Consider the following 19,945-nt stretch of genomic DNA (forward strand, 5'->3'; position numbering starts at 1 on the left):
CCAATCATTAGTTGAACCAATCGGGCTTTTAGGGACAGTTGATCTCCCACTTAGCTGTCTCATTTCTTTTGCCATCTAGAAGTGGGAGTCTTACTGTCCCTTAATGCGGGATAAATAAAAACTCCCATTGAAATAAAATTTTCAATGGGAGTGTAGACTACAATGCTAATTTTCTTTCTTGATTTTCATGCATCTTTTTCATCACAAGCCGAGCAATTGGTTGTGCAACCAGCAATTCAATCCAAAATGCTATACCAAAGTTTCTTGGCCAGATGTGTAAGAAGTTTTGGAACGGTTCCATTGAAATTTCTTTCGTTCCGACCCATGTCCCTATGATAGACAAACAAATAGAAAGAACTGTTACATTTAATAAAGTGTTTAATAATATCCTTGCATTAAATCCGTCCGTTTGTCCCACAAACTTCGGCATAATTTTTCCAACAAGCGGACCTGCTACTAATCTTACTAGTAAGATTACAATCACCCACATAATCGGGATTATTTTTAATGTATCTAAGTAGACATCCATACTGAATCCACGTTCCAAACCCATTATAATTGGAGCAATCGTGTTTACAGAAATGATTGAAATAATCAACATAAATAGGATTCCTTCTTTTGCATTGTGAGGCAGTCTATTTTCTTTGTGCATATTTTCATCTCCTAAAAATTTATTCAGATGGCATATGTTAAAGCACTAAAAAAAGCACGACCTTCAGATGGCCATGCTGCTTTCCTGCACACTGACTGAAACATTATAACACTTTTTTTAAAATTTGAGGCACCCCTATTTTTTAGAAAGTAGGGGTAAATTCTTCTAAAATTCTCGGAATATATGGTTCTATGTAATTGCGATATGACTCGATCAAATCTTCTGGCATGTCAGTAAGAGGGTAATACTCCATTGCACTTGATTCTGATAAATCAACTCTTATATCTCCGCTTTGTTTTCTTGAATAGTAAACGGCTGTTACGGAATATAACTCATCACCGTTATTCATCTTTAAATAGTAATCAGCCCCAGAAAATATCCCTAGAAGCTTTAGCTCATCAATTTCCAAGCCGGTCTCTTCCAATACCTCTCTTTTAGCAGTTTGCTCTAGGCTCTCTCCCATCTCCATTAATCCTCCAGGCAAGCCGTACCCACCATCGATTCTCTTTTGCAATAAAACTTCATTGTGCTCGTTCAATAGTATGACTACTGCACCAGGTAAAATAATCGGTTGATGCCCTATATATTGACGTAAGTATTTATAATACTCCATAAAGTTATCCCCTTTGTATAGAATCAGTATGGTAAAGCGCAGTTATTAGCTTTTGGTTATAGCAAGCAAATAGAAAGAGCCATCCACTTCGTCATCAGACGATTGGATAGCTCTCATTTTAACATATTCATTTTACAATAATAAGAATATTCTTTTTTATTGCTCAGGCAACGTATTTTCCTGTACTACCTGTATACCTTTTAAATGATCATTTAACTCCTTCGAGATAGCTGCTACTTCTTCTTCATCCAAGACGTAGTACCAATATCCATCTATACGACTACCTACCCCTTTTTCAAATGCCAATTGCTCAATGTTTCTGTCTAGTTTACTATAGAGCTTTTGCATATTCATTATCTGGGATTTCGTGAAGTTCATTTGAACATTGTCTCCTAGAACTTCAAAAATATCATCGATCTTTAAAAGGATAGAAGGATTTTTTGCTTTGTTTAAGAGTGCCTCGATTAGTTGCTTTTGGCGTATTTGTCTGCCGAAGTCTCCTCTTGGATCTTCATAGCGTATACGAGAGAAAACTAATGCTTCCTCTCCAGTTAAGTTTACTGTTCCCTTTGGAAAAGAGTAATGTTGATGCTGTAAATCCATATCGTTTTCAATTTCTACGCCACCTAGCTCATCAATAATCGATAGAAAGCCTTCCATATTTACAGATACATAAAAGTCGATTGGAATATTTAATGCCTTTTCCACCGTATCAATCGTCATCGGAATTCCTCCGCGAGCGTAAGCATGGTTTATTTTCTCCACTGTTCCGTTGCCCACTATCTCTACACGTGAATCACGGGGAATACTTAGCATCTTCATGGTCCCTAAATCAGGGTTAACTGTTACGACAATCATCGTATCTGTTCTTCCTGCGTCATTCTCCCGTTCATCTACGCCCATTAATAATACAGAGAATGGCTCTGTATGAGGAAGCTTCTCAGATTCAGCAATCAGCTCATTGTCATCTGTATCGCTCATTTTATCTAATGCTTGTTGGAATTTCATATAGTTATAGCCTACAAATCCACCTACTGCAAGAAAAAGTGCTAGAAACACAGTCAGGAAGACTTTAAATTTCTTATTTATTTTTTTCTTTTTTCTATTTATTCGAGATAATTGGTTTGACATCTGAATGTTCCTTTCTCTATATCTAACACAGCCTTATCCATTATACATAAACAAATTTACATTTAAACACTAAGATTATTACAGATATATTTCGAATTCCACCATTATATATGAAAATGAATAAATATAAAACAACTTATTTCTGGTTGAGAGCCTCTCATTTTCCAAACCGTCAACTAAAGTCGAGGTAAATCAACCAAATAATTCTCGGACAAGAACCCTACATCAGTAACAGACACGACCTAGACCATTATACTCTCAACAGACCCCATTATATTCGCCATAAACAAACTAGTGGGGAAGGAACAAATCGAATGAGTAGCATTTACGATTCCACAATACGTGTAGAACTATAAGAATGTCTAATCCAACAGCTTAGAAAGCCATATATTATAGGGAATTAAGTGTGTAAGGAGGTGATTTTATGCAATTTTTTTCACCGTTTCCAAGGAATCCACAAAATTTTTACGACCAGCCTAACCAGCGGCCTTTTCATCCGTTTCCTAACAGAGAAAGCCAGCCATACATTCCGCCCCATATGAGAAGACAAGAGCAATTCTATTCTCCTTATGTAAGAGGAGAAGAACAAACACATTTCCCCAATAACATAGGGAGGCAAGAACAATCCTTTTTCCCTCCCAATGCAAGAGGACAAGGACAATTTTTCTCTAATCCGAATGCCAGATCCGGTATGTTAGGAAACCTCCCGAATCATATAGGGACCCTCATGAACCATGCAGGCACCTTGAATAATGGACTTAATATGATGAGACAAGTCGGATCATTTATGGGGTTCTTTAGATAATAAAAAAGCCGGTGTTCCTTTTAACTAGGACATCGGCTATCACCTTATAAGCGAACTTATTTCAGAAAATAATTTCCTCTATCCATATCATCAAGCGGTATCATATTATGCTCCATCCACTTTTCCTTTTCGCGCTCTACCGCTCTATTTTGCCATTCAAACCACATATGGACACATTCACTGCAATGGCTCTCTACTCCACTATTATTATGCATATCTCTTCGCACAAACAATGTCACTTTTCTGCAGCTATAGCAATAAAGATGCTTTTCATCATCTCGGATAATCATGCAGGCATCCCTCCAATATACAACAGTCATTGTCTATTGTTCAGGAAATTATTCACCTGCCAATGGAGAAGATTATCAATTACATAAGCAGCTCCCTTAACATCCATAAAACCTCTTATTTTCTCCAAAATGTGGAGCAATTCGCTTTATCCAATATGTTAAACTCAATTATCTTTTCTAATAATAAATAATCGACTGGTTGCTCCCATTTAATTCGAATGAGCTCCTTGGTCTGCTCATAGCCCGCCTGCCCTATATCATCGGACAAATGAGTGATAGCCACTCTTTCAGGAGCAACTGCTAAATGCTTCTTTGCCACACTAAAACCAATTATAAATGTTCCGTGTTCCGTAAACATAGGCTGGTTCCATGCAATTTTAGGTACTAAATCCGGAAACTTTTTTACTATCCAGGATAATACCTCTTCCGTCCGTTCACGTTGCTGTGGATTATCCATTTGGGCTAAATAAGCTGCAAATACTTCCATACCACTATCTCCTTATCTATAGTGAGATATCTAATAATCACTTTCTCCTTTTAACCTTCGTACTTCTCTTTCTAAATAATCAATTCTTCTGCGAATCCTATAGAAAATAGGTAAATATGCTATCACAACAATCAGTAACTATCCCATTTTCCAAACTCTCCATCATTCTATTCTTTTATTAAATGAAGCTTTAAAGCTTTGTCATAAGCCATTGATAGAAGATCCATTCTAAATTTATTGTAGGGCTCCAGCTTGGAGATCATTTTTTTCGCAGTTTCGAAATTAAAAATAACATAGCCTGATTTTTCATAGTCAAACGAATAAGGAAGAAACTCTTGAACTTTTACAAAGAACCATATTGTATAGGTATCAGTGGATTCCCAATACCAGGAGGCAAACGGAATCTCCTCACTATTTATGATTATTCCTACTTCCTCCATGGATTCACGTCTTAACGCTTCCTCTATACTTTCTTCCCCATCTATTCTCCCACCTATGGTCGTAAGTAGTTGTTCTTCTCTGTCCCAAGCCATCACTATGTCGCCATTTTCCATAAGAGGTATACAGTGTACTCCTGCAATTTTTTTTGTCAGAAGGCAATGTGTTAATTGCTTTTAACAACTTATCACCCCTTCTCCCAACCTCATAATACCATATATATCCATAATTTGTTAGAATGTTAAGCAATCTTATGCTATGCTATTCAACTAAGAAAACATAATACTAATGTTGTGTCACAGTATAAGAAGCGGAGGAAAAATCTTGAATGATAAACGTTTACTAATATCTATTACCATCTCCGTAGTAATACTGATTGTATTAGCAGTTATGAATAACAGAATTTATAACAATGTTGCTGATGGAACCCTACCCATTAGCATCATTTCTGCTTCGATAATAGGACTTTGTTACGCAGAAAAAAAGAGAAAATATATCAGAGTGCTTCTGTTAATTTGCTTGTCCATTTATATGGTTCTGCCTGAATATACAATCGCTCAGGCAGAGGAATCGTTAAACTAAGAGTTGCCAGAAGACATGATCCTTTTAAGATTACCAAACTCCCCTATGGGTCCGAATGGTTTCGACCCTTTTTCAGCTAAATGGTTTTATACGTTCCAAGTAACCGAATCTTCCGGTGCAAAGTATTTCATTCTTTTCAACCTCAATTCAGGCAAGTATTTTCAAACCAAGAGCCTATAGAATAAAGCGCTGTCCTTTATACAGAACAGCGCGATATCCTATACATTTTTAACTAAAATCTATATCTATCTGCTTTCTACTATCTACCACAAGTTTTGGCATTCTTACTTCTAGCACACCTTTTTTATAGGTTGCTTTTACCCCCTCATTTGATACCGGGCTAGGAAGAGAGACTACTCTTTGGAACCGGCCAACATACCTTTCCTTTTTATACGTATTTCCCTCTTCTAAATCACTCATGTTATTGACAGAACCACTGATACTTAACCGATTGTAATCAATATCAATAACTAGATCGTCCTTCTTTTCAAGTCCCGGAATATCGCAAGTCGCCACGACTTCATTTGCTGTTTCATACACATCTAAGCGGAAGCCCCCAAAGCCCTGGATATTTCCAAAACCAAAAGGAAATTCCGAGAATACCCTTTCCACTTCCCTGCGCATCATATCGGAAATCTGTCTGAAAGAATCATATGGCTGTAAATCCATTATCATTTCCCCCTTGTCTTCTATATAAAAATGTTATTCGGACCATGGAGAAAATGTGATTTGGCTTGGGGTGTAGGTTAATGTTGAAAACAGAAGAATAAAAAAACCATCTTATAATTCCCACTTCTTTCTTTTTCACTTACATAAAAAATCGCTTGCTCATTAAAGTATAAGCAAACGATTTTCTATTACTATTTTTCTAGTACAAACACATCCTATTTAACGTAAATTATTCTTTTGTTATATTGAATGTATTTTGCAAAAAAAGTACCTAAATACCGAGTTGCTTTCAGCGCAAGCGGGATCAACCAAACACCTATGAGTAAAACAACACAGCTAAGAAGGGTTTGCATCATATCAAATTCTTGAATGCCTAGCTGGTTCACTATCACTAATAGAAGCGGAGATAAAATAAAAGAAATTGCAATAACCCAAAGTGAAAAAAGAAGTGAAACCAGTGTTATTGCAAACGCTAAAAAGAGAACTATATTAAAAAATAGCACGCCAAATAAAGCAAAATAATTAATTCTTTCCATACGAGCCCTCCTATCCTAAAATGCTAGACGCATTATTTATATCCTACTCTCCATTATATATATATATCTATAGAGGGTATCAGCCTCTAGACCGATTTCTGTAAGATATAGCCAAAAAAATTATCCAATATACAAACTTCAGACCATTTCTCACTATCTCCTCTGCTCTTTATGGTTTAATAAGATTATTAGAGAAACTTTTCATTTATTATAGAGAAGATATGATTTCTACTATACGTAACTAACTCAAAAAGGAGTCTAGAGATACCGTATGTTTATCCTCATTCTACTAATCGCTTTGCTACTCTACGGCGGTCTTGTCTATTATATCGGGTTCCGGGGTTACCGCTGGCTCCGTCCGAAAACATCCAGTCGGCGATTCAAGATCCTTTATATTTTCGTCGTTGTGCTGGCAGCTACTTCTTTTATCGTCGGTCGTATGTCTGGCCTCGTTTTTATAAATATTATCGGTGCTTATTGGATGGCGTGCTTTTATTTATTGCTTCTATTCGTTCCTCTAGCACATTTGACAGTTGTTCTTTTACGTTTTACTCGTTTATCAAAGCATCGAACAGAGAAATGGGCAGGCACCGTTACTGTTGGGCTGCTTGTTTTATTTCTAGCATTCGGCACATATAACGCTTATAGCCCTGTTGTTCGTAGCTATGATATAAAGATAGAAAAAGGTACTTCCGCTCTTGATAGTCTTCATATTGTGATGGCAGCAGATACACATTTCGGCCTGCTATCAGGTAAAAATCACGCTGAACGTTTGGTTAAGGAAGTTAATGCTCTTCATCCTGATGTAATTCTGTTGCCAGGCGACCTCTTCGATGACGATATCCAACCTTTCCTTGACCAGAAAATGGACAAGACTTTATCCAAGCTTCATGCACCATATGGGGTATATGCATCGCTTGGAAATCATGACAGGCATGATGGGACGATGGAAGAACTAATCAACACATTAGAGAACAGTGGAATTCAGATACTATACGATGAGAAGTTAGACGTTGAAGGGCTTTTCACACTTCTCGGACGCAAGGACCGAATTGACCAAGACAGACTACCCCTAGACTCACTAATGAATGATGTGAATCTTACGAAGCCTATCATTTTATTGGATCACCAGCCATATGAACTAGAGATAGCACAACAGGCTGGTATTGATTTAATGGTCTCCGGTCATACCCATGGAGGACAAGTTTTCCCGGGAAATTTAATTACAGGGGCAATTTATGAAAATGACTGGGGATATTTACAGAAAGAACAGATGCACTCCGTTGTGACATCTGGCTTTGGTTTTTGGGGACCGCCTATTAGAATTGGTACACGCTCTGAGATCGTATCCATTCAGATTGAGTTTGAATAAGGGAGGAATTCCTTCTTTTCAATAGAAGACATAGAGACCTGGACCGGGCAAAGACTTGCGTATTTAGACATTTTCACCTAATCCCAAGAAGCAAGTTCCCGTTGCGGTTACTGGGCTAATTAATATAGAATTTTAATTGAAGTATTGCATTCTATGCCAAAACTTTTAGGAACAATTTAATAGAAGGATGATAGTAATGAGCGGTCTCCAATTAACCTTATATATTATAATTGCGTCATTGCTAATTTTTATTATTAGCGGGCAATTGATTGGCTCGAAAGTGAACTTAGCCAAACGCATACTATCTGTTGTGATCAGCGTTTCGTTTACAACATTTGTGTTTTGGTTTACCTATCTTCGCGATAACCAAATAAATACGGAGGGGCTTACTGATAGCGTGCTAAACGTCGCAACACTTTTGTGGTTCGGCAGCATGCTTCTGATTTCGATGCTTCTTTATTTATTTTTTGAGCTGATTGATCCGATCAAGTTAAATGAAAAGGGGTATCCCGTTAAAGGAAAACCGAATATTTTTAAGCGTATTATTGTTTCAAGGAGAAGACAGAAGCGGTTGCGCTTTGTGTTGAAAGTCGCGGTGACGAATGGTATTACACGTACCATGAAGTTTGTACGAAATCGGGAAGATGAAAGGGAATTGGCTTTAACGCTCCGGTTGACGTTAGAGCAATGTGGAGGGGTATTTGTAAAGTTTGGTCAAGTATTATCCACAAGAAAAGAGCTACTTTCTCCCGTCTTTATTGAGGAGTTAGAGAAGCTGCAACAACGGGTCCCTCCTTTATTGAAAGAACAGGTAGATGCTCTTTTGCAACATCATTTACCCGCACCAGTAGAAGAGATTTTTAGCTACTTTAGCGAAGTACCTTTAGCCGCTGCGTCCATTGGTCAAGTACATATGGCTGTTTTACGCCAAACAAATGAACCGGTTGTAGTCAAAATATTACGTCCTGAAGTAAAAGAAGTGATGCAAGATGATTTAGGCATCTTATTAGAGTTTGCAACTTGGATATCCAATAAATCCGCATGGGTAGAGAGCTTTGGATTTAAGGATCTCGCCAATGCTTTTGCAGCATCATTACGAGAAGAAGTTGATTTTGAAATTGAGGCTCGCAATATGATGCAAGTGGCCAATATCATGCGAAAAACAGGCTTACAGGTAAATATTCCACGTGCGCACCTGGAGTACAGCAATGCTAATATACTTGTAATGGATTATGTAGATGGAAAGTCCGTGGCAGATGCCAGTGAGGTCTTTGATACATTCCAAATCAACCGTCATGAATTTGCCCAAAATGTACTATCTGCTTTTTTAGAGCAGATCCTAATTTCAGGTATATTCCACGCTGACCCACACCCTGGGAATATTTATGTAGAAAATCATACAGGTATGTTAACCTTTTTGGATTTTGGTGCCGTTGGGCGTTTAACGGCAAGTCAACAGGAAGGACTAAAGCTACTATTAGCTGGGATACATCATATTGATGTAGATACTTTAGTAGATGGGATTGCGTTGCTTGTAGAGAACGCTGACAAAATCGAACAAGATAAATTGGAGCAAGCGGTTAGCCAAGTATTATCGAAGATTTCTTATGTCCAACCTGTGCCTACAGATGAGCTAATTTATTCCATCTTTTTGATTGTACGCGAATTCAGCTTACGTTTTTATCCGGCGGTAAGTGTGGCATTGCGTGCAGTTGTAACGCTTGATGGTACACTGAGAAATATTGACCCGGACTTTGATATTTTCCATGAGGCAAAGCTATTTACAAACGAATATGTAAGAAATAGTTTCAAACAACCATTCAAAGAACCAAGAGCTACAAAGGAACGCTTAGAAGAAGAAATCGCGATCATTTTACCAAATATCCGCAAGATCCCTCGTCGTATCGATCAGCTGATGAAGAAGGTAGAGAGTGGAAAAATTACGATGCACCACGATATTTTCTCCGATAAGACAAATGCTAGCTTTGTTATGCAGCTGTTTTCCCAATTTGTATTACTGCTTGTAGGGATAACATTTGGTATTATATCAGTTGCACTACTTGCGATTTCACAATTTATGCATTCCGCCTATGCAGTTTATTTAAATACAGCGGCGTATTTAGGTCTATTCCTTTGTGCCATTTTACTTGTCCGCCTAGCAATCCAAGCGATTCGTAATATGAAAAAAACATATTGAAATTAGGTAGTACAAACGTTGGTTTGTACTACTCTTTTTTGATGGAAGTGATAGGTATCGCCCCTAAAAATACAACCCATACAGCGGTTTACTTTACACCCTTATTTGAATCAGAACCAGCACCTATACACTTCCGAAATGTACGCACTAAAACCTATGTTGACGGCGTTTATTATAAATAAATACGGGCGTGGTTGCGCTATTATGATGAGCTATATCATCGACAAGATTTTATATAAAGCATTCATTTTCAGGAGGAATGTTTCGTGACAATTTTTACTGTCTTCACAATCACGCTTTATATTATAAATTTTTTATTAGCTTCCGCAGTGATTTTTATAAGCCGTAAAAGCGCCTCTGCCACTTGGGCATGGCTATTCGTATTATTTTTCATCCCAATTGTCGGCTTTCTATTATTTATGATATTGGGACGAGAATTACAGTTGAAAAGCTTTATCGGCTGGCGCTTACTGAAACAGGTTGAAACGCTTGAGCCTTATAAAGAACAACGGAATGCACTTCAAGAAAAGACCTTTGAATTTCCAAATGAAGTATCCCAGAATTATGCCGATCTTGTTCGTATGAACGTGGAAAGGAACTACGCCTTATTAACAAATCACAATGAAGCTCAGTTATTTTCCGTTGGTCAAGATAAGTTCAAGGCATTGCTACAAGATATTGAAAAGGCGAAACACCATATACATGTTCAATACTATATTTTCAAAATGGATTTGATAGGAGAAAACATTTATAAGGCCCTAATCAAGAAGGCCAAGGAAGGTGTAATGGTACGCATATTGTTTGACGATTTAGGCTCAAGGAAATTGAAGGTGTGCGATTTCCAGGAATTAATTGATGCTGGCGGCGAAGTTTGTGCGTTTTTCCCAGCATTTTTATCAATGATTAATCCACGCTTAAATTGCCGGAATCACCGAAAAATTGTAGTTATTGATGGTGAAATTGGATACACTGGCGGTTTTAATATTGGCAAAGAGTATGCAGGACTTGATGAGGGGTTTGGTTTTTGGCGAGATTTACATGTGAGAATTAAGGGAGAGGCTGTGCATCATTTGCAGCTACATTTTTTATTCGATTGGTATCAAGCGATGAATATAAACTACGTGGAAATGAATTCGGCTTACTTCCCTGAATCTAAAGTGGAGAAAGTGCTTCCGATTCAAATAATATCAAGTGGACCAGATACCGAGTTTGAATCAATAAAAGACAGCTATATTCGACTCATCATGTCGGCGAAGAAATATATTTATATTCAAACTCCCTATTTTATTCCGGATGAGGCGTTCTTAAAGGCACTCCAGATAGCAGCTTCATCTGGGGTCGACGTACGAGTGATGACACCAGCAAAGACAGACCATCCTTTTATCTACGGTGGCAATTCTGCATTTGGTGGCGACCTCTTAAAATATGGCGGTCGTATTTTCATGTATGAAAAAGGCTTTTTACATACGAAAATGATGGTCATTGATGATGAAATCTGCACGATTGGTACCACGAATTTAGATGTACGTAGCTTTACTCTAAATTTTGAGCTCAATGGAATCTTCTTTGATAGAGAAACGGCCATTAGTTGCCGTGAACTATATTTAGAGGATGAAAGGGATAGTTTTGAAATGACAAAAGAGCGTTATGCAAATCGACGAAATTGGACAAGAGTACGAGAAGGATTTTCCCGGTTGATTGCTCCTATTTTGTAGCATACTCTACGATTCACTATCTATCATCATGTAAAAAAGCAGTTGAAAGTTCGAATAAACGAGGCTTTCAACTGCTGCATGAAAACTCTTCAGAATAGTTTTTTACTTGGAAGAGGCAGGGAAAAGTATTTGCTGCAAACGATAAAGAAGAATTCATTGATTTAAATGGCCTTCAACAAAATAATCCAAGTAATTGTTACATATCCTAAGACTCTTCAAGCAACAACCACCCCTTGGACATTCCCTCTATAGTAGTATTGTCTTTTTAAATGTAAGTTACGACTCAATCGTCTCTATCTTTCTAATAAAATAATAATGCTTATACAGACCAAGTGAGATGATGATAAGATCTACCACCAAGATATCTACCATAATGACAGAAAGAATGATAAAGAAATCCGCAATTAAGTTAATACGAATTTTTTCTTTTCTAGGCATTCCCCTTTTTTCAAGCAATGGAACAATGTATTTTTTATATGTGCTAGTATTTTTAAACCATGTCTCAGCCCTCTTTGAACTTTTGGCAAAGCAAAAGACAGCAAACAGAAAAAATGGTCCTCCCGGTAGTACTGGTAGCACCGTTCCTAAAATACCTACAGCAAAAGAAACAAGACCAACTAGCATAAATAAGATATTTATAAATCTACTTATAGAAATCATTTTTTACTATATCTTAATCCTCCTGTAAATCACTTCAAACTTATTAATGGTTTAAACTATTTTATAGTTAAAGAAACATACTGCTAACGTAATTATTAAAACAAAAAAACAGCTCCCTTACAATGAAAATAAGCGAACAACGAAGAACAGATTCATACAGCTATTTACATTGCTTTTAAGCCTAGAATAGTTTTTTTGTGAAAATAAAATAGCAAAACACCCATTATACCAAATTAAATTTACTACTTCTCAATCCTCGCTCTCCTTTTATCTCCCCAAAATGATTCCTAGTTATAGTAGTATTAATACCTATTATAACGGTGCATACTGGAAATCATCATTTTAAAAGTTCTATAAAACACTAACCTTATTCAGCAACTGCATTTGCCACACTCAACTGCTTAGCGCTAAGAATTTCCATTCATTTCTATTGAATACTTAGCAGAAATACGCTATATTGAGATTGTTTATATGTCTGATGTCTGACAACTAAATCTTTTCGGATTAAGGTTTAATTTTAGAACATACTGAGAGAAAATTAATAGTCTTGAATCCGAACGCAGAAAAAATATTACATATACGTTTGGAGGAAATTATGAGATACTTAATAGCTTTGTGTGGATTGCTAGTTGTTTTTGGTTTAGCTCTCTTAGTCAGCAAAAACAAAAAAGAAATAAAATACAAAAATATCATTATTATGTTGGTTATCCAATTTGCATTGGCAGCTTTACTGCTAAATACATCGATTGGTTATGTTCTGATCACAGGAGTAACAAATGTGTTCGATCATATATTGGCTTACGCAAATACGGGTATATCATTTGTTTTTGGAGGTTTAGCGAACGAAGGAGAAGCTCCCTTCTTTCTAACTGTATTATTGCCGATTGTCTTTGTATCTGTATTAATCGGAATCTTACAGCACTTCAAAATCCTCCCTTTCATCATGAAATGGATAGGATTACTTTTAAGTAAAGTAAATGGTATGGGGAAATTGGAATCATATAATGCTGTTGCTTCTGCAATGGTAGGTCAATCGGAAGTATTCATTACTGTAAAAAACCAATTAGATAATATCTCTCCGCAACGTATGTATACATTATGTACGTCCGCAATGTCGACTGTCTCTATGGCGGTTGTTGCATCATATATGACTATGATTGAACCGAAGTATGTAGTAACGGCAATTGTGTTGAACTTGTTTGGTGGATTTATCATTGCTTCCATCGTTAATCCATATAGAGTAGAAGAAAGTGAAGATATCTTAACGATTAAAGAAGAGCATAAGAAATCTTTCTTCCAAATGCTTGGAGAATATATCATGGATGGATTTAAAGTAGCCATCACTGTTGGAGCTATGCTTATTGGTTTTGTAGCATTAATGGATTTAATCAATTCCTTATTCGACATCATTCTCGGAATATCTTTCCAAGAAATATTGGGTTATATCTTTGCACCAATAGCTTTCCTAATGGGGGTACCATGGTCCGAGGCTATTTCTGCCGGAGGAATTATGGCAACCAAATTAGTAACAAATGAGTTTGTTGCAATGATAAGCCTTGGAGAAGTAGCAGGCTCTATGAGCGCACATACACTAGGCGTTATCTCTGTATTCCTTGTATCCTTTGCAAACTTTTCATCTATCGGTATTATTGCCGGAGCAGTACAAGGTTTGAATGTAAAACAAGGGAATATCGTTGCTCGTTTTGGCTTAAAGTTATTGTATGGAGCTACGCTTGTTAGTATCTTGACATCTATAATTGTTGGTTTGGTTATTTAATTCTATAAAAGATAGCAATTGCTGCTATAACGTCAAAACTGCTCCCTTATTAGACATATCTAAAGGGGCAGTTTTTTTATAACCAAAATGCGTGAATTTTTCACAAGCGTATTCGTTCTACTTAGCTCGGACAAATCTTTATGAATTTTTTAAACCCACTTTGGAAACAATATAGAAGTAGTAGGCTATTCCTTAACTATTCCTGTACCAGGGCTTGTTTAACCATTTTTCAACTTCAGATGTTGTTCTTATGGACATAAAAACACCCCTTTGGCTAATCATAACCAAAGGGGTATAGCATCGCGACTTTATTTCAAATCTAAAATTATTGAACTCCCACCTAATCTCCTACTCTACCGTAACAGATTTCGCTAAGTTTCTAGGTTTATCTACGTCACAGTCTCTATGAAGAGCTGCATAGTAGCTGATTAGCTGTAATGGAATAACAGCTACTAGTGGAGCGAAGAATTCGTGTACTTTTGGTAGTACGAAACGGTCTCCTTCTTCTTGGAAGCCTTCCATAGAGATAATGCATGGATTTGCACCACGTGCTACTACCTCTTTTACGTTACCGCGGATATTCAGGCTTACTGCTTGCTGTGTTGCTAGTGCAATTACAGGAGTGCCATCTTCGATCAACGCGATAGTACCGTGTTTTAATTCTCCTCCTGCAAATCCTTCTGCTTGGATGTAAGAAATCTCTTTTAGCTTAAGGGCACCCTCTAAGCTTACATAGAAGTCCACGTTTCTTCCTATGAAGAATGCGTTTCTAGTTATAGAAAGGTATTCTGTCGCAATTTCTTCTAGCTCTTCTTTCGTATCCACAATTGTTTGCACAGCGTTAGCTACAATTCCTAGCTCTTGAACTACATCGAATTCTAGCTCTTTTCCTTGCGCTTTTGCAAATACAGAAGCTGTTACCATCAATACCGCTACCTGTGCAACATAAGCCTTTGTAGAAGCTACTGCGATTTCAGGGCCTGCATGTAATAATAACGTATGGTCTGCTTCACGAGAAAGCGTAGAACCAGGAACGTTTGTAATAGTTAAAGTTGGATATCCTTTTTCTTTAATCTTTACTAACACCTGGCGGCTATCTGCTGTTTCTCCAGATTGTGTAATAAAGATGAATAAAGGCTTTTTCGATAGAAGTGGCATATTGTATCCAAATTCACTAGAGATGTGTACCTCTACTGGAACACCTGCAATCTTCTCGAAATATTCTTTTCCGATTAAACCAGCATGGTAGCTAGTACCTGCTGCGATAATATATAGACGGTCTGCTTCCTTCAATGCTTCTAAGATAGACGCATCAATTGTAAGCTCGCCTTGTTCGTTTTGATAAGCTTGAATAATTTTGCGAAGAACAGCTGGCTGCTCGTCGATTTCTTTTAGCATATAGTGAGGGTATGTTCCCTTTTCGATATCGCTCATGTCTAGCTCTGCTTTGTAAGGAGCGCGCTCAACGATAGCACCATCTAATGTTTGGATTTCTACAGCATCCTTACGTACAATTACGATTTCTTGATCGTGAAGCTCTACATATTGCTCCGTTACTTGTAGCATTGCCATTGCATCAGAAGCAACAACGTTAAAGCCTTCTCCGATACCAACTAATAAAGGAGATTTGTTTTTTGCTACATAAATCGTGTTCTCATCCTCGTTATCAATCAATGCAAGCGCATATGATCCATGGATAAGGTTTAAAGTTTTACGAAGTGCGTCGATTGTAGACAAGCCTTCTTGAGAGAAGCGCTCGATCAATTGTACGATTACCTCTGTATCTGTTTCAGAAGCCATTTGAACATCTGCCAAATAAGCTTTTTTCATTAAATGATAGTTTTCGATTACTCCATTGTGTACAAGCGTAAAACGCTTAGATGTACTTTGATGTGGGTGAGCATTTTCTTGGTTAGGAATACCGTGAGTTGCCCAGCGAGTATGACCAATACCAATATTAGCTTGTACTTGCACATCAACGATTTCACGTAAATCCGCAATACGACCTTTTTCTTTGAAAACCATTACGCCTTCCTCATTTAAAACTGCGATTCCAGCAGAGTCATATCCACGGTACTCTAATTTCTCTAAACCTTTTAATAGAATTTCTTTTGCATCATTTTCACCAATATATCCAACGATTCCACACATAATTTAAATTCCTCCATCTACATTCATGTCAAAATAAGCATGCTGGAAGCTGTCGAAAGCATACTTCTCCTGTAAAAACATGCATAACCTATGCAATACCACGAGAATTCTGGTTTCAAACATCTTACTAACATACACTTGCTTATTCTGCTAAAGAATGCCTTCCCTTCTGGTTGTTCACTCGATCACTCGAATGGTTTAAGAAGAGAATTACAACCGGGCATTGACGGTCGGGAGGCACCCGCCGAAATTTCGATAACCTCCACCTCGTCTGCTGAAGATTCATTCCGTCCAATTTCTTCAGCTCAGGCGCTATAATTGTTTTCCGTTTTTAACGCGTTTTCGTTCCTCCTTCTACGCGGCTACTTACTAATATTGCAATATAAGTAACTTTTTCATTATATCTTTTCACTATATGCAAGTCAATTTAATCAAGTATACTCTTTTAGACTATATCCCTGTAAACCGCATAGGGACGAGCTTTCCAGAATCATTCCAATTAATTGAATAAGTAGCTTTCACATCCTTTTCTTCTTTCTATATAATGATAGAAGAAAGCGTATGCGTTAGGAGCAGTGAAGTAACCTATAAACGATACACAGCTGATGCAGGCAAAACTGCTATGGACGAAGTGTTAAATGAGAATAGCATGGAGATAGGTGTTCTTGCAAAATACCTGGTTGCTCACTCTCTAGTAGAGCAACTCTTTAATAGTCACCCCTCAACAAACTAAGAGGAGATACTTGTCTTAATCTCCCTATACATACTAGACCCTGTTGATGAGAGCGCCAAGCGACGACTCCGGTGGGATGAGTGAGACAGGTGAGACATCGCAACGGCACGCTTTAGCGTTCGGCGATGGCTCACCGCTCACCCCACGGAAAGCGTTCGCCTAAAGCGAACATCAACTTTTAGCATTCACTTTTTCATAAGCATAAGACGCTTGCATAGACCTTATTATAAAAATCATTCTCGTTGATGTTATCGACAGACGATGGCTCATTTTAGGGAGGGAAAACTAAGAACGTCACATCGTGTGACAACGTTTTCCTGACCAACATCCTGTTGGCCTCCGGAAAGCGTTCGCCTAAAGCGAACATCATAACCTTATGCTGAATAAAAAAGAGACCCTTAAAAGGATCTCTTTTACACAATTACCGCCCCATAGACAAGCGCTAGCACAATGACAAACGCTGGATTCAGCTTCACCTTTTCTAAAAGCAAATAACTTCCTACCATTAAAATAAGCGTAGAAACGACTCCGAGACCACCTACTGACTCCTGTAAGAACTGAAGCGTCATCGCTCCAAGCAGTACTGCTATCACTGGACGTATAAGCTTCGTTAAATTCTTGACCTCTGGCGCATCCTTATATCTCAGCAAAATCGCCATCATACTAACCATTAAAATTAAAGAAGGAGCAACGGTAGCAAATAAAGCAATTACCGCTCCTAAAATCCCACCCTCTTCATAGCCAATATAACCGGCCATCTTCGTAGCGATAGGACCTGGCAGTGAATTTCCAAGTGCTACAACCTCACTAAATTCTTGTGTAGTCATCCACTCATAATTATCCACTACCTCATGCTCCACTAACGGAATCGACGCAGGACCTCCGCCATATCCTAAAATACCTGGAATGAAAAACGCTAAAAACAACTGCCAATAAATCATTTCGTGATCCTCCTCTTAACAGCTGGAAGAAACACAATAAACATACAAGCGAGAATAATAATGGCTGGATGGATATGAAGTAGTTCCATCAATATAACTGCCACTAAAATCACCAAGAGTCCCTTCCACCAGCCGAAAGATTCGCCAGACTTTTTCACAAAATCCCACGTCATTACTCCGAGCATCACTGCAACTACTGGTATGACCGCAGCAGTCATAGATTGAACTCTAGGAGAATCCTTGAAGTTTTGCAGAAAACCCAGTAAGGCAATCATCATGATTACCGTTGGGACAACGGATGCCATAATAGCATTGACACAACCCCAGATACCTGCAATACGATAACCAATATAACCTGCCATCTTGGTGGCAATTGGTCCTGGCATCGTATTTGCTAAGGCTAACGTATCACTAAATTCATCCTCATCCATCCAACCATACTTTTTTACCACCTCTTGATGAAAAAGAGGAATAGAGGAGGGCCCACCTCCGAATCCAAGCATGCCAACACGAAAGAAGGCCATTGTAATATCTTTTTGAAGAACTGGCTTTGGACGTACAACACCATCCTTCAAAGGCAGGTGTTCTACCACGCTGCAATCGCTCCGTCGGTTCGAGATTCCGTTCCTCCTTGAAGTACTCCTGTCACTGGATTACGCCAAATAATCTGTCCACGTCCAAAGCTGCCCCCATCCGTTGTCACTTGAATATCATGCCCTTTTCTCACCAAGCTTTGGACAAGATAATTAGGGAATTCCGGTTCCACATGTACCGTTTTTCCCTTGATCCACTGCCAGCGAGGCATATCAAGAGTGGCCTGAGGGTTTAACAAGTAATCTACTGTATTGGTCACTACTTGGAAATGACCTTGCGGTTGCATATAACCACCCATGACGCCAAAAGGCCCAACAGCCTCTCCATCCTTTGTAAGGAAGCCCGGGATAATGGTGTGATAAGTTCTTTTCCCTGGTTTTAAGACATTTGGATGCGCTTCATCTAATGAGAAGTCATGTCCTCTGTTCTGCAAGGAAATACCAGTGTCAGGAATCACAATTCCCGAACCAAAGCCCATATAATTGCTTTGAATGTAGGAAATCATATTCCCTTCTTCATCAGCAGCTGCTAGGTATACTGTTCCACCCTTTGGCAATTCATATGGCGAAGGATCGGATGCCCGCTCTCCAATGACAGCACTTCTTTTCTCTGCATATTCTTCTGATAATAAATGCTCTACACTTACCGGCATTTCTTCCGGCTCCGTGATAAAAGCCTGACCATCTGTAAATGCAAGCTTCATGGATTCTATTTGCTGGTGAATGGTAGCAGCACTCTGCCACTCTGGCTTATCAAGCTTTTTAAACACATTAAGCGCCATTAATGCGACCATTCCTTGACCATTCGGTGGAATTTCCCATGCATCATAGCCTCGATAATTCACGGAGATCGGCTCTACCCATTGTGGCTCATAAGCCTCTAAATCACTCTTTGATAGATAGCCGTCATGCTCCTGCATAAATGCTTCTATCTTATCCGCAAGCTCTCCCTTGTAAAATGCTTCCGCATTTGTTTCTCCGATTGCGCGAAGCGTGCTTGCATGACCAGGTGACTTCCATACCTCTCCTATTTCTGGTGATCGACCGTCCGGAGCAAAGGTTTCAAACCATGATTTAAATTCATCAGCAGTGAAGGTAGCTTTGAATTTATCATAAGCGAGTTTCCAGTACTTTCCGAGAATCGGAGTCAGTGGATATCCTTCCTCGGCATAAGCAATAGCGGGCTCCAGGACGTCCTTTAAAGGAAGCTTACCAAACTTTTCGGATAAAGCCGCCCACGCAGCCGGCACTCCAGGGACAGTGACAGGAACTACTCCATGCACAGGCATTTTCTCATGTCCCTTTTCTTTTAGCTTTTCTGCAGAAATGGATTGCGGTGCAGGACCAGAAGCATTTAAACCATGTAGCTTCCCCTTCGTCCAAACTAAGGCAAATGCATCTCCGCCTATTCCATTGGAGGTAGGCTCGACAACCGTAAGGGCTGCAGCAGTTGCAATTGCTGCATCAATCGCATTTCCTCCCTTTTTTAGAATTTCCAAGCCCGCTTGTGCTGCTAAGGGCTGAGAGGTGGCAACCATCCCCTTTTTTGCGAAAACTGTATGTCTTTTAGCTGGAAACGGGTGATATAAGTAATCCATGATGT

At 38.5% G+C, this 19,945-nt stretch carries 19 protein-coding genes; 6 read left to right on the forward strand and 13 right to left on the reverse strand.

The annotated features are described in order from the left end of the window. Nucleotides 1–157: 157 nt before the first annotated feature. The 3 genes from AC1VU3_RS15935 to AC1VU3_RS15945 form a co-directional block, all read right to left on the reverse strand. Entirely contained in the window at nt 158–652 is a 495-nt protein-coding gene (locus tag AC1VU3_RS15935) for a DUF2798 domain-containing protein (protein WP_480390402.1), read from the reverse strand. Nucleotides 653–794: 142 nt separating this feature from the next. After that, nucleotides 795–1,265 (reverse strand): NUDIX hydrolase, encoded by a 471-nt coding sequence (locus tag AC1VU3_RS15940; protein ID WP_480390403.1) that lies wholly within the window; start codon nt 1,263–1,265, stop codon nt 795–797. 156 nt (nt 1,266–1,421) lie between these two features. After that, nucleotides 1,422–2,396: an LCP family glycopolymer transferase gene (locus AC1VU3_RS15945; protein WP_480390404.1), complete on the reverse strand. Its 975-nt coding sequence runs from the start codon at nt 2,394–2,396 to the stop codon at nt 1,422–1,424. A 424-nt stretch (nt 2,397–2,820) separates the two neighbouring features. Between AC1VU3_RS15945 and AC1VU3_RS15950 the strand changes: the two genes are divergently transcribed. After that, nucleotides 2,821–3,201, forward strand: a complete 381-nt coding sequence (locus AC1VU3_RS15950) for a hypothetical protein (RefSeq protein ID WP_480390405.1) — start codon at nt 2,821–2,823, stop codon at nt 3,199–3,201. A 56-nt stretch (nt 3,202–3,257) separates the two neighbouring features. Here the strand turns inward: AC1VU3_RS15950 and AC1VU3_RS15955 are convergent, their stop codons facing one another. From AC1VU3_RS15955 to AC1VU3_RS15965, 3 genes are all read right to left on the reverse strand, one after another. Continuing rightward, nucleotides 3,258–3,491, reverse strand: coding sequence for a hypothetical protein (locus AC1VU3_RS15955; RefSeq protein WP_480390406.1), 234 nt, complete (start codon nt 3,489–3,491; stop codon nt 3,258–3,260). 115 nt (nt 3,492–3,606) lie between these two features. Beyond that, nucleotides 3,607–3,978: an iron chaperone gene (locus tag AC1VU3_RS15960; protein ID WP_480390407.1), complete on the reverse strand. Its 372-nt coding sequence runs from the start codon at nt 3,976–3,978 to the stop codon at nt 3,607–3,609. A gap of 167 nt (nt 3,979–4,145) precedes the next feature. Next, nucleotides 4,146–4,511: an NUDIX hydrolase gene (locus AC1VU3_RS15965; protein WP_482983975.1), complete on the reverse strand. Its 366-nt coding sequence runs from the start codon at nt 4,509–4,511 to the stop codon at nt 4,146–4,148. A gap of 229 nt (nt 4,512–4,740) precedes the next feature. Here AC1VU3_RS15965 and AC1VU3_RS15970 point away from each other — a divergent pair, with 229 nt between their 5' ends. Next, the gene (locus AC1VU3_RS15970) at nt 4,741–4,998 is read left to right on the forward strand and encodes a hypothetical protein (protein WP_482983976.1); all 258 of its coding nucleotides are present in this window, start codon (nt 4,741–4,743) and stop codon (nt 4,996–4,998) included. A gap of 228 nt (nt 4,999–5,226) precedes the next feature. Here AC1VU3_RS15970 and AC1VU3_RS15975 read toward each other — a convergent pair whose 3' ends face one another. After that, nucleotides 5,227–5,667: an Hsp20/alpha crystallin family protein gene (locus AC1VU3_RS15975; protein ID WP_482983977.1), complete on the reverse strand. Its 441-nt coding sequence runs from the start codon at nt 5,665–5,667 to the stop codon at nt 5,227–5,229. A 215-nt stretch (nt 5,668–5,882) separates the two neighbouring features. Beyond that, nucleotides 5,883–6,203 (reverse strand): DUF1700 domain-containing protein, encoded by a 321-nt coding sequence (locus tag AC1VU3_RS15980; protein ID WP_482983978.1) that lies wholly within the window; start codon nt 6,201–6,203, stop codon nt 5,883–5,885. A 271-nt stretch (nt 6,204–6,474) separates the two neighbouring features. On the opposite strand from AC1VU3_RS15980, the gene AC1VU3_RS15985 reads away from it, so the two are divergent. The 3 genes from AC1VU3_RS15985 to cls all read left to right on the forward strand — a co-directional run bounded on the left by AC1VU3_RS15985 (nt 6,475) and on the right by cls (nt 11,487). Continuing rightward, nucleotides 6,475–7,575 carry a metallophosphoesterase gene (locus AC1VU3_RS15985; protein WP_482983979.1) on the forward strand — a complete coding sequence of 367 codons (1,101 nt, stop codon included), beginning with the start codon at nt 6,475–6,477 and terminating at the stop codon, nt 7,573–7,575. Nucleotides 7,576–7,771: 196 nt separating this feature from the next. After that, the gene (locus AC1VU3_RS15990) at nt 7,772–9,772 is read left to right on the forward strand and encodes an ABC1 kinase family protein (protein ID WP_482983980.1); all 2,001 of its coding nucleotides are present in this window, start codon (nt 7,772–7,774) and stop codon (nt 9,770–9,772) included. Nucleotides 9,773–10,038: 266 nt separating this feature from the next. Next, complete coding sequence (gene cls, locus AC1VU3_RS15995) at nt 10,039–11,487, forward strand: cardiolipin synthase (protein WP_482983981.1); 1,449 nt, start codon at nt 10,039–10,041, stop codon at nt 11,485–11,487. 276 nt (nt 11,488–11,763) lie between these two features. On the opposite strand, the gene AC1VU3_RS16000 is transcribed toward cls, so the two are convergent. Continuing rightward, nucleotides 11,764–12,147, reverse strand: coding sequence for a YbaN family protein (locus AC1VU3_RS16000; RefSeq protein WP_480390418.1), 384 nt, complete (start codon nt 12,145–12,147; stop codon nt 11,764–11,766). Between the two features lie 595 nt (nt 12,148–12,742). Here AC1VU3_RS16000 and AC1VU3_RS16005 point away from each other — a divergent pair. Next, nucleotides 12,743–13,924 carry a NupC/NupG family nucleoside CNT transporter gene (locus AC1VU3_RS16005; protein ID WP_482983982.1) on the forward strand — a complete coding sequence of 394 codons (1,182 nt, stop codon included), beginning with the start codon at nt 12,743–12,745 and terminating at the stop codon, nt 13,922–13,924. A gap of 348 nt (nt 13,925–14,272) precedes the next feature. Here AC1VU3_RS16005 and glmS read toward each other — a convergent pair whose 3' ends face one another. From glmS to AC1VU3_RS16025, 4 genes are all read right to left on the reverse strand, one after another. Then, nucleotides 14,273–16,075 (reverse strand): glutamine--fructose-6-phosphate transaminase (isomerizing), encoded by a 1,803-nt coding sequence (gene glmS, locus AC1VU3_RS16010; RefSeq protein WP_482983983.1) that lies wholly within the window; start codon nt 16,073–16,075, stop codon nt 14,273–14,275. Nucleotides 16,076–17,221: 1,146 nt separating this feature from the next. Further along, entirely contained in the window at nt 17,222–17,749 is a 528-nt protein-coding gene (locus AC1VU3_RS16015) for a chromate transporter (RefSeq protein WP_480390442.1), read from the reverse strand. Continuing rightward, the gene (locus tag AC1VU3_RS16020; RefSeq protein WP_480390443.1) at nt 17,746–18,342 is read right to left on the reverse strand and encodes a chromate transporter; all 597 of its coding nucleotides are present in this window, start codon (nt 18,340–18,342) and stop codon (nt 17,746–17,748) included. Before AC1VU3_RS16020 ends, AC1VU3_RS16015 begins: the two co-directional genes overlap by 4 nt. Further along, nucleotides 18,336–19,940 (reverse strand): gamma-glutamyltransferase family protein, encoded by a 1,605-nt coding sequence (locus AC1VU3_RS16025; protein ID WP_482983984.1) that lies wholly within the window; start codon nt 19,938–19,940, stop codon nt 18,336–18,338. Before AC1VU3_RS16025 ends, AC1VU3_RS16020 begins: the two co-directional genes overlap by 7 nt. Nucleotides 19,941–19,945 lie beyond the last annotated feature (5 nt).

Source organism: Psychrobacillus sp. Z16_25, from assembly GCF_056856695.1.

Bases quoted from the DNA above. Each gene is read 5' to 3' on its own strand.
- AC1VU3_RS15935 (WP_480390402.1), bottom strand. From the start codon at position 652: ATGCACAAAGAAAATAGACTGCCTCACAATGCAAAAGAAGGAATCCTA.
- AC1VU3_RS15940 (WP_480390403.1), bottom strand. From the start codon at position 1,265: ATGGAGTATTATAAATACTTACGTCAATATATAGGGCATCAACCGATT.
- AC1VU3_RS15945 (WP_480390404.1), bottom strand. From the start codon at position 2,396: ATGTCAAACCAATTATCTCGAATAAATAGAAAAAAGAAAAAAATAAAT.
- AC1VU3_RS15950 (WP_480390405.1), top strand. From the start codon at position 2,821: ATGCAATTTTTTTCACCGTTTCCAAGGAATCCACAAAATTTTTACGAC.
- AC1VU3_RS15955 (WP_480390406.1), bottom strand. From the start codon at position 3,491: ATGATTATCCGAGATGATGAAAAGCATCTTTATTGCTATAGCTGCAGA.
- AC1VU3_RS15960 (WP_480390407.1), bottom strand. From the start codon at position 3,978: ATGGAAGTATTTGCAGCTTATTTAGCCCAAATGGATAATCCACAGCAA.
- AC1VU3_RS15965 (WP_482983975.1), bottom strand. From the start codon at position 4,511: ATGGCTTGGGACAGAGAAGAACAACTACTTACGACCATAGGTGGGAGA.
- AC1VU3_RS15975 (WP_482983977.1), bottom strand. From the start codon at position 5,667: ATGGATTTACAGCCATATGATTCTTTCAGACAGATTTCCGATATGATG.
- AC1VU3_RS15980 (WP_482983978.1), bottom strand. From the start codon at position 6,203: ATGGAAAGAATTAATTATTTTGCTTTATTTGGCGTGCTATTTTTTAAT.
- AC1VU3_RS15985 (WP_482983979.1), top strand. From the start codon at position 6,475: ATGTTTATCCTCATTCTACTAATCGCTTTGCTACTCTACGGCGGTCTT.
- AC1VU3_RS15990 (WP_482983980.1), top strand. From the start codon at position 7,772: ATGAGCGGTCTCCAATTAACCTTATATATTATAATTGCGTCATTGCTA.
- AC1VU3_RS16000 (WP_480390418.1), bottom strand. From the start codon at position 12,147: ATGATTTCTATAAGTAGATTTATAAATATCTTATTTATGCTAGTTGGT.
- AC1VU3_RS16005 (WP_482983982.1), top strand. From the start codon at position 12,743: ATGAGATACTTAATAGCTTTGTGTGGATTGCTAGTTGTTTTTGGTTTA.
- glmS (WP_482983983.1), bottom strand. From the start codon at position 16,075: ATGTGTGGAATCGTTGGATATATTGGTGAAAATGATGCAAAAGAAATT.
- AC1VU3_RS16015 (WP_480390442.1), bottom strand. From the start codon at position 17,749: ATGATTTATTGGCAGTTGTTTTTAGCGTTTTTCATTCCAGGTATTTTA.
- AC1VU3_RS16025 (WP_482983984.1), bottom strand. From the start codon at position 19,940: ATGGATTACTTATATCACCCGTTTCCAGCTAAAAGACATACAGTTTTC.